This is a genomic window from Arsenicibacter rosenii (assembly GCF_001870735.1).
Lineage (GTDB): Bacteria > Bacteroidota > Bacteroidia > Cytophagales > Spirosomataceae > Arsenicibacter > Arsenicibacter rosenii.
In genome coordinates this window covers 1-11387 of the sequence record NZ_MORL01000048.1, presented here as the reverse complement: position 1 = coordinate 11387, position 11387 = coordinate 1, and the positions used below count along the sequence as shown (strand labels likewise).

The 11387-nt window shown below is 58.2% G+C and carries 2 protein-coding genes; both read right to left on the bottom strand.

Features of this window, described 5'->3' with window-relative positions:
* The coding region (locus BLX24_RS29020) for a putative Ig domain-containing protein (RefSeq protein ID WP_071506729.1) at window positions 1-1962 on the bottom strand (1962 nt) is incomplete at its 3' end.
* 144 nt (window positions 1963-2106) lie between these two features.
* Window positions 2107-11387 (bottom strand): putative Ig domain-containing protein (locus BLX24_RS33710; protein ID WP_177225953.1); only part of this gene is annotated, 9281 nt, incomplete at its 5' end.

Below are 11387 nucleotides of genomic sequence, written 5' to 3'. Positions count from 1 at the left end.
CAGACAGACCGTGGCGGCGCTGGCGTTGATACTGGTGACGGGACAGTTTACCGTGAATAAAAAAGCAACGGATGTAGCAAGGTTGCCCTGATCGGTGCCGGTGATGCTGGAGACAAATGTCCCGGAAGCAGTTGGTGTCCCATTGATGACGCGGGTGGCGGCATTGAAGGACAGCCCGCTTGGCAAACCCGCTGCGCTATAAGTTATAGGCAATCCTTCGGGGTCAGTAAACGCAGGGACAGTGTATGAAAACGGGCTGCCGACGGTTGCTGTCCGGGCTGGAATGGTGCTCGCTATAGGCGGGAAGTTTTCTCCGGCGCTGGCATTAATGTTTTTCGTAAAGCTGATCGGATAGCTCTGCCCCGCATTGATGTAAAACGTAATGGTTGCTCCTGTCGCAGTGCCTGTCGCTGTCAGGCTGGCGACGTTACCGGCTCCGCTGGTTGGTGTGATCACACCGTTTCCGCCGGTTACCACCCAGGACGTGATGCTGCTGCCGGAATTGAGCGAAAATGTAGCGGTTGACACAAAAGCAGCCGGTCCGGAAACCTGACTTTTAACGCTGTTGGTAGTGGTGGCTGTACTGCCGGCGGGGTTGAGCCAGTCGCTGAGCCGCGTGGCCGGACTGCCGCCGCCTGTCCATGACGTATAGATACGACCGTATTGGTCGGGCGAGGTAGGCGATGTGCAGAATGAACCACCGCCATGCAGTTGCCCGACTACCCGCCGGTCGGCGTTAAAAAGCGCCGAACCGGAAGAGCCCCCTTCGGTTACCCCAAGTGTATTCGGACTGGCATTCCAGGTGACGTTCAGGTGGGTAGCGCCCGGGCTGGTATAGTAGTTCCCGCCCGTTGTCATAACGGTGCCTATGAATGACGTTGCATTGTTGCTGAACGAAATCTTCTTGATATCGGCACTGGGATGATGAATGCCGAAAACCGCGCTGTAGTTGCTGTTGTTACGGTCCCAGCCCAGGTACGTGATGTTTTCGGATGGCGGCACCTGCTGATTGATTTCAAGTAACGTGAAATCGGAACTGGCGTAAGCTGCCTGCAAGGTGCTGCCGGTGAGTGTCAGATAAACATTGTCGGCAGCGGTAGGACTACAGACAGGACTTTCCCAGTGGAAGCGAACCTGCGTAGAGGCAGCCGCATTTCGTTCTGCTGTTTGCAGAGAGCCATCTCCCGAGAAGTCAAAGCAATGAAAGGCTGTCAGCAAAAAAGACCGGAAATTCTGTTGGGTGGCGTTCAGCATAGAGCCCGTGCAGGCATAGGTATAAGGGCTGTAGTAGGTCAGCAACATGGCCACGCCATCGGCTTCGTTCTGATAGGCGGGATAACAGGCCGTATTGATTTCGCAGGAAGAGGACGTGTTGAACCCGAACTTAGGCACAAAGCGATAATATTGAATGAGTTTCCCGACCTGCACAATGCTTTGACCGGCAACCGCCAGGGGTTCTTTCAACTCGACTACAACGTGTTCCCCCGTTACCAGATCCGACCAGAATTTGGTTCCGTTTTGTTTTTCCGTAACCGGCCCGATCAGCACGGTTTGGTCAGTGTTATAGATGAACAGCTGGGCGCCGCTGGCCAGGGTGAGTGCGTTAAACAGGACACTAAGCCCCTGTGCCGACGGAACATCGAACTGAAACCGGGCGATTTGCAGGTTCCCTTCGGTAGTTACCGCAGCGATCTGCATAAAGTCAGCCTGTACGTCAATGTCGACCCCCATGCGGTCGGGTAAGCCGAGTTTTGTGCGCTGCTCATCCTCCGTTAGCAGCGCCTGTGTATCAACGGCCTTCAGTGTGCGGCGGGGCAGAGCAGCGGTTACGCCTGACGCTCCGGCTTTATTGAAGTCGTTCACATTCCCGGAAGCTAAATGCCGGGTATATACCTGAGCCATAGCCGCAGGGCTCAGCATCAGCAGGAACAGATAAAAAAGGTAAAGTTGCCGGGGGCGCATAGATGAGAAGGAAAGGGTGTCAACGTTATATATGTCGGGTAAGGCAAAGCTATTGAATTCTAGAGATAAAGAACAAAAAAAACGCTCTCCCGTCTGTTGGCGGGAGAGCGTTTACCGTCAGGCTATCCTTTTGTCGGTTGCCGTTTATTGGCGAACGACCTTAACTACTTTGGTGCGTGTCGGCGAGCTTACCTGTAACAGGTAAACGCCGGCCGCACGGCTAAGCGGTACGCGTACGCGCTGAACCGCACCCGCCTGATCAACGTGTTGTTCGTTGATGGCGTTACCGGTTGGATCGGCAACGCGCAGACGGAGTGGTTCGCCTTCTGCACCACGGATTTCTACCTCAACCGCATCGCTGTTGGTCGGGTTACCCATCACCGTTACGTCGAGCGACGGCGTTACCCCCGCTGCTTCACGGGCACGGCCGCGGCAGTAGGCGCGGGCATCGAATGCATACTGCACGACAACGCCATTCTGGATGGCCCGGATGATGAACGGCTGAACGTTTGGCCGGTCATTCCGTACGTCAACAGATACTTCGGTATCCATCTGATCGTAGCAATCGTTGGTCGGAACCGTGATACCGATAGCGGCATAGGTGATGGTTGCCCCGTTTCCGCCGCGTGTATTGAACTTGATCACCCCTGTCTGACAGTTGTAATCAGGCTGCAATAATTCAAGCGGCTGACCGAGCGTAGCCGGATCGCTGCCACAACCAGGGTTCGGTAAAACCGTCAGCTGGTAGGTCACGCTGGCCAGACCGCCCTGCGGATCGATAGCCGTTACCGTGATCGGGTAGACCCCGTTGATAAGCGGGAAGCCACTGATGACGTTGCCGTTAACCTCTAACCGGCGTGGTGCGCCCGAGATGCTGTACGTCAGTGCCTGACCTTCCGGATCGCGGAACACGGTCGACGGAATCGTGTAGGTATAGAAAATACCTACCGTAGCGGTCTGATTCGGAATCGAGCCTGTCACAATCGGCGGTTGATTGCCGGCTGTCGGCTGGTTCACGGTAAACCGGAAGGTTCCCGTAGCAAACAGACGTTGCGGATCAAAGCCAAAGATATAAACCGGTTCGTAAACACCTGCTGTGAGCGGCGTACCCGAAATTACCCCATTCAACAGGATGATTCCCGGTGGCAGGCCACCGGCACCCAGTGTGATTGCCTGATTTTCCGGATCGGTAAACAGCGTCCTAGGCAGGGTATAACTGAACGGCACCCCGACTGTACCGACCAGATTCTGCAGACCACCGTTGTAAACCGGTGCCTGGTTTGGTGTCTGGCCTGAACATGGTGTGCGGAAGTTATACAAAAAGCTTACCGTCGATGTCGGATCGTTTACATAACGGACCATGACCGTAATCGTTGACTGGTTCTGGTCGTTCCGCAGTTCGGCTTCAATCGTACCGTTCGGGTTCGTGCTGTATGGCGCGGCATTGTTCAGCCGGACACCGATGGCAAAGTACTCAACCGTACGGTTCGGATCGCCGCCGAGGCGGTTGAAGACAATCGCACCGGTCTGACAGTTGTAGCTCACGACAGTAACGGCCAGCGGTGTACCGACAACCGGTGCCGGGTTAATCGTGATCGTGAATGTGCCTGTCGTTGAGGCTCCCTGCGGATCCTGCGCCAGGATCGTTACGGCATAAGCGCCCTGGAGCTGCGGTGTGCCGCTGATCGTACGGCCGCTTAACGTTAAGCCCGGTGGCAGACCAACTGCTGTAAACGTCAGGTTCTGACCTTCGGGATCGGTAAAGGCATTGGCCGGGAAGGTATACGTGAACGGCGTACCTACCGTACCGGTCTGGTTGGCCAGTGAGCCGTTATAGACCGGTGCGCCATTCCCCTGGCTACCGCAGAAGGTGCGGAAGTTAAACGTCGTCGTGACCACGCTGCCGGCATCGCCCACGTAACGGGCAAATACCACGATGCTGGTCATCGTCGGATCGTTGCGGATATCGGCGCCGATGGACGCAAACGGTGACGTTGTCCAGGCGGTGGCGTTCAGGGCCAGGTATTCAACCTGACGGCTTTGATCACCACCAACGCGGCCGAATGTAATGGCTCCCGTTACGCAGTCATAAGCAACAACCGTTACGCCCAGCGGGCCGCTGACAACCGGTGCCGGAGCCACGTTCAGAATGAAGACCGAGGTAGCCGTACCCCCTTTGCCGTCGCTGGCGGTTACCGAGATCGGGAACGTTCCTGATACCGATGGCGCACCACTGATGACGCCTGTATTCGGGTTAATGGCCAGACCCGTTGGCAGACCTGTCGCCGAGAAGGTGAGCGGATCACCGTTCGGGTCGGAGAAGGCGCCGGCCGTGGTGGTGCTGAACGCTACGTTGACCGTTGCCGACTGTGGCGACGGAATACCGTTGCCGACCAGAACCGGTGGCTGATTGGCGGCCGGAAGCGGGAACACGTTCAGCACGAACGGCGCCGATGCGATACCGCCTTTGCCATCGTTGGCCGTGACAATAACGCCGAAGTTGCCCGTAACGGATGGTACCCCGCTGATGACCCCGGTGGCCGGATTAATGACCAGACCCGTTGGCAGCCCCGTTGCCGAGAAGCTCAGCGGATCACCGTTCGGATCAAAGAACGCACCGGCGGTTGTCGTGCTGAAGGCTATCGTCACCGTCGCTGATTGTGGCGATGGAATACCAATGCCCACCACTACCGGCGGCTGATTGATCACCGCTGCCGGTGATACGTTCAGGATAAAGATCGACGAAACCGTACCCCCCTTGCCATCGTTGGCCGTTACCGAGATCGGGAAAGTACCCGATACCGATGGTACACCGCTGATGACGCCGGTTGATGCGTTGATGCTCAGCCCTGCCGGCATGCCGCTGGCAGCAAAGGTCAGCGGATCGCCGTTGGCGTCTGTAAAGAAGTTGCCTACCGGTGAACTGAATCCGATGCCTACCGTTGCCGATTGTGGCGACGGAATACCGTTACCAACCAGGGTCGGTGGCACGTTCACCGTTGGGGCAGGGAATACATTCAGGATGAAGGCCCCCTGAACCGAACCACCTCTTCCGTCACTGGCCGTAACGATAATACCATAAGTGCCCGAAACGGATGGTACACCGCTGATGGTGCCCGTTGCCGGATTAATGGCCAGACCCGTTGGCAGGCCTTGTGCGGTAAAGGTCAGCGGATCACCGTTCGGATCGGAGAACGCACCGGCCGTTGTCGTACTGAAGGCTATGCCTACCGTGGCTGACTGTGGTGACGGAATGCCGTTTCCAACAATTGCCGGCGGCAGGTTCACCGACGGTGCCGGGAATACAGTCAGGACAAAGATTGACGAGGCCGTACCGCCTTTGCCGTCATTGGCAAATACCGTAATGGCATAGGTGCCCGATACTGATGGAACGCCGGTAATCAGGCCTGTCGACGGGATGATACTCAACCCTGTTGGCAGACCGGTTGCCGAGAAGCTCAGCGGGTCACCGTCAGGATCCGAGAAGGCGCCGGCCGTTGTCGTGCTGAACGCTACGTTCACCGTCGCGGATTGTGGCGATGGTAAGCCGTTGCCGGTTACGACTGGTGACCGGTTCACGGTTGGAACCGGTACTACGTTCAGGATAAAGGCTGCCTGGGCGGTGCCGCCCTTGCCATCGCTGGCCGTAACGATAATCCCGTAGCTGCCGACGGTGGTTGGTACACCCGTGATCTGACCGGTTGCCGGGTTGATCGACAAGCCGTTTGGCAGGTTGCTGGCAGAGAACGTCAGCGCATCGCCGTTCGGATCGGAGAAGGCCCCCGCCGTGGTGGTGCTGAACGCTACGCTCACCGTCGCCGACTGTGGCGACGGGATACCGTTGCCAACGATTGCCGGAGGCAGGTTGACTGCCTGAGCAGGGAATACATTCAGGATGAAGATCGACGAAACCGAACCGCCTTTGCCGTCGTTGGCTACCACCGTGATACCGAATGTGCCTGAGACAGATGGTACACCGGTGATTACCCCGGTTGACGGGATAATACTCAGCCCGTTTGGCAGGCCACTGGCAGAGAAGGTAAGCGGGTCGCCGTTCGGGTCGGAGAATGCCCCGGCTGTTGTCGTGCTGAACGCTACGTTAACGGTGGCCGATTGCGGCGACGGGATACCCGTGCCCACCAGTACCGGCGGCTGGTTCACAACCGGAGCCGGTACTACGTTCAGGATGAAGGCTGCCTGAGCAGAACCACCTTTGCCGTCGCCGGCCGTAACGATGACTCCGAAGTTGCCGGTCACTGATGGTGTACCGCTGATCAGACCCGTTGCCGGATTAATCGCCAGACCCGTTGGTAAGCCGGTAGCCGCAAATGTCAGCGGATCGCCGTTCGGGTCAGAGAAGGCGCCTGCCGTGGTGGTGCTGAAGGCCACACCGACGGTTGCCGATTGTGGCGATGGCAGTCCGTTTCCTATCACTGTCGGTGGCTGGTTGACCACGGCAGCAGGGGATACGTTCAGAATAAAGACAGACGAAGCGAAACCACCCTTGCCATCATTGGCCGTTACCGAAACCGGGAAGGTGCCTGACACGGAAGGAACGCCGCTGATCACACCCGTTGATGGCGTGATGTTCAGACCGGCTGGTAAACCGGCAACTGAATAGGTCAGCGGATCGCCGTTGGCATCCGAGAAGGCCCCGGCAGTGGTGGTACTGAAAGCAACACCTACTGTGGCTGACTGTGGTGACGGGATACCGCCGCCCACCAGGCTTGGCGGAACATTCACGGTCGGAGCCGGTGCTACGTTCAGGAAGAAGAACGCCTGAGCGCTGCCGCCACGGTTATCGCTGGCCGTTACGACAATGCCGAACGTACCCGATTGTGACGCAATCCCGCTGATCAGACCCGTTGTGAGGTTGATCGACAGACCGTTTGGCAGGTTGCTGGCCGAGAAGGTCAGCGCATCGCCGTTCGGATCCGAGAACGCCCCGGCCGTTGTCGTGCTGAAGACAACCCCTACCGTTGTAGACTGCGGCGATGGAATCGTGCCGGCCATCGGTGGCTGGTTAATAGCAGGAGCAGGCGAAATGGTCAGCGTGAATGGTGCTGAAATGCTGCCGCCCTTACCGTCATTGGCAAACACGGTTACCCCGAATGAGCCCGACTGGGTTGGTACGCCGCTGATCACACCCGTTGTCGGGTTGATTGCCAGGCCACCGGGTAAGCCCGTTGCGGTAAAGCTGAGCGGATCGCCGTTCGGATCGGAGAACGCCCCGGCCGTTGTCGTGCTGAAGGCTACGTTAACCGTTCCGGACTGTGGTGAAGGCAATGAAGCAGTCACAACCGGCGGCTGGTTTACGGCTGGCAGCGGAACAACGTTTAGTACGAAGGCCGACTGAGCCGTACCCCCTTTGCCGTCATTGGCCGTTACAACGATACCGAAACTACCCGATACGGATGGTACCCCGCTGATCACACCCGTTGTCGGGCTGATAGCCAGACCGGTTGGCAAACCGGTGGCGGTAAAGCTGAGCGGATCGCCGTTCGGATCGGAGAACGCCCCGGCTGTGGTGGTGCTGAAGGCAATGGTAACGGTTGCCGACTGTGGCGATGGAATGCCGCCGCCCACCAGGGTCGGTGGCAGGTTCGTTACCGGTGCCGGTGCGACACTCAGGATAAAGAACGACTGAGCCGTGCCGCCTTTGCCATCGCTCGCCGATACCGAAACCGGGAAGGTGCCCGATACAGACGGAATACCACTGATGACACCACTCGCTGGCGAGATGGCTAAGCCTGCCGGCAAGCCGCTTGCTGCATACGTGAGCGGATCGCCGTTTGGATCTGTGAAGGCGCCGGCCGTGGTGGTGCTGAAGGCAACACCTACCGTGGCCGACTGCGGCGACGGAATACCGCTGCCGACAATTGTCGGTGGCAGATTGATGACCGCCGCCGGCACTACGTTGATCACGAGGGCTGCCTGTACTGAACCGCCGCGTCCGTCACTGGCAGTGACGATAACGCCGAAGGTACCCGATATGGAAGGTGTCCCGCTGATAATCCCGGTATTAGGTCCGATGGCCAGACCCGTAGGCAGGTTGCTGGCTGAGAACGACAGTGGATCGCCGTTCGGATCGGAGAACGCCCCGGCCGTGGTGGTGCTGAAGGCCACACCCACCGTTGCCGATTGTGGCGATGGCAGGTTGGCTATTAACACAGGCGGCAGATTCACGGCCGGTGCCGGCGATACATTCAGGACGAAGATCGCCTGGACCGTACCCCCTTTGCCGTCATTGGCCGTCACGGTGATCGGGAAGTTACCCGATACCGATGGTACGCCGCTGATCACGCCTGATGTCGGATCAATGCTCAGACCGCCAGGTAAACCGGTTGCCGTAAAGCTGAGCGGATCACCGTTCGAATCGGTGAAGGCGCCTGCCGTGGTGGTGCTGAAGGCCAGGCCGACCGTCGCGGATTGTGGCGACGGGATACCCCCACCGACCAGTGTTGGCGGGAAGTTCGTGGTTGCTGCCGGAGACACATTCAGGACAAAGACCGCCTGAGCGATACCACCTTTCCCATCGTTGGCCGTTACAACGATACCGTAGTTACCCGATACCGACGGTACGCCGCTGATGAAACCGGTAGCCGGGTTAATCGTAACGCCCGCCGGTAAGTTGGTGGCGGTAAAGCTGAGCGGATCGCCGTTCGGATCGGAGAAGGCACCAGCCGTTGTCGTGCTGAACGCAATACCCACTGTGGCCGACTGCGGCGACGGAATAATACCGGCAATCGGCGCCTGATTACCCGCTGGTGCCGGCAATACATTCAGGATAAATGTCGACGTTGCTGAACCGCCTTTCCCATCGCTGGCCGTAACCGCAATACCGGCTAAACCGGATGTCGTTGGTACGCCGCTGATCACACCCGTTGCCGGGTTGATAATCAGCCCGTTTGGCAGACCGGTGGCGGTAAAGCTGAGCGGATCACCGTTCGGATCGGAGAAGGCGCCTGCCGTTGTGGTGCTGAAGGCAACTCCTACCGTGGCCGATTGTGGTGACGGGATACCACCGCCCACCAGCGCTGGTGGCTGGTTGTTCACCGGAGCCGGCGATACGTTCAGGATAAAGAATCCTTGTGCCGAACCGCCTTTCCCATCGCTGGCTGTGACGACCACACCGGTCGTACCGGATACGGCCGGTACCCCGCTTATGATACCGGTAGCAGCATTGATGCTCAGGCCGGTTGGCAAGCCACTGGCCGTAAAGCTGAGCGGATCGCCGTTCGGATCAGAGAAGGCGCCTGCCGTTGTCGTGCTGAAGGCTATACCCACGGTTGCCGATTGTGGCGTAGGCAGTGCGTTCGTCAGTACCGGCGGCTGGTTCACTACGGCTGCCGGAGCAACGTTCAGCGTGAATGACGACGTTACTGTACCACCTTTCCCGTCGTTGGCCGTTACCGTGACCGGGAACGTACCCGATACGGATGGAGCACCGCTGATAACCCCCGTGCCCGGCGTGATGCTCAGACCGGCCGGTAAACCGGTGGCTGCATAGGTTAACGGATCCCCGTTCGGATCTGAGAAGTAATTGGCGGCCGGTAAGCTGAACCCAACGTTCACCGTGGCTGATTGCGGCGATGGTATACCGCCGCCAACTAATGCCGGTGGCAGGTTGGTTGGTGTTGCATTCACAACGCTTACGCTTACAACAGTACCGGTGCTTACACACGCGCCGTTTACGCAGATCGCGGTATAGGTAAAGACACCGGTTGTAGTTGTCGGAACCGTAATAAACGATATCTGGGCGCCTGTATTCACCGCGCCGCCGACTGAGCCGGTATAGCTCACGACGCCGTTCTGGCAGGAAGCCTGGAAGAGTACGTTGCCTGAGTTGGCCGTTACCGATACCGCTGTCTGACCTCCCGCATACGCCGTCTGACCGGAGATGGTCGTTACGGCTGGCGGAGGGGTACTCAGAACAGAAACCGGAACCGTGATGGTATTTACGGTGATACCGGCAATGCGGGCTGTCACGGTAATGGTTGACGTACCCGCAGGCAGGTTGCCGATGCTGACAACCCCGTTTGACCCAATGGCCGAAACCGTTGAATTAACCGGGCCGCTGACCGATAAGCTAACCACACCATCGTTGATGCCGAAGTTCAGCGGAACCAGCGTCAGGGCCAGCGGTGAACCTAAACAGATAGGTGTGTTGGTCAGGGTGTTCAGTAATGGCGAAACAACAGACAGGTTGACGATAGATGTCGGGCTGATACAGCCGTTCGCGCCTGAGCAGGTCAGTGTCAGGCTCTGAATGCCGGTTGTGGTTGTCGGTACATTGATAATGCCCTGTAACGGGTTAAGCAGTGTACCCAACGTACCGGTCGGACACAGACCTGACAACGACAGCGTGCTGTTGACTAAAGCCGTCAGCGTTGTCGGCAGGTTTGGTGCGGCCGGTAGTGGCAGTGCATTTACCGTTACCGGCAGGTTCAGCACCTGTACGCCGGCCACGCTTACGCTGACGGCCAGCGTTGTTGTTGCCGATGATAAACCAGACAGGGTAACAACGCCGTTTGAACCGATTGCCGAAGCCGTTACACCGGTTGGTCCGGTAATGCCGACATTTACCAGCGGATCGGTCAGGCCGAAGTTAACCGGCAACAGCGTCAGGGATACCGGCTGGCCAACGCAGAGGAGCGGGCCTTGCAGTACGTTCAGCAATGGCGATACAACAGACAGGTTGGCTACGGTCGACGGGCTGATACAGCCGTTTACATCCGTACAGACAACGGTATAGGACTGTCCGCCCAGTACGTTGGCAACTACCGGAATACCAACGCCGCTCAGGGCGGTTCCCGACGTACCGCCGGAAGAGGTATAGCTCAGTAGACCACCGGTCGGGCAGGTGCCTGCCAGAGTCAGTGTTGTGTTCTGAACGACCGTTTGTGTTGGTAACAGACCGGTAACTGCCGAGAGGCTGACGACGTTGACCGGCACGGTAATCGGTGTCAGCGGAATGTTAGAGACCGACGGTGTAATGGTCAGGTTACTTGTCCCGGCTGTTAATCCGCTGATACGGATCAGGCCGGGGCCGAGGACCGTAGTCGTCAGGTTCACCGGTCCTGTCACAGATAAGCTAACCAGATTGCTGGTCAGATCGCTCAGCGGGCCTGTACCTGTCAGTGGCAGGTTTAATACCTGGCCCAGACAGATCGGCGAAACAGCACCCGGAATCAGATTACCGCCGAGGACACTGAGATTCAGTACCTGTGTCGGGCTGATACAACCGTTGTTGTTACAGATCAGGCTGAGGGTTTGTACCCCCGCCGTTGTGGTGTTTATTGGGATAATACCACCTAAGGCCGTCAGGTTGGTGAGCGGCGCCAGTACACCGGTCGGACACAGACCCGACAGCGAGAGCGTACTGCCAACGAGTGTCGTCAGGGTGGTCGGCAGGTTTGGCAGGG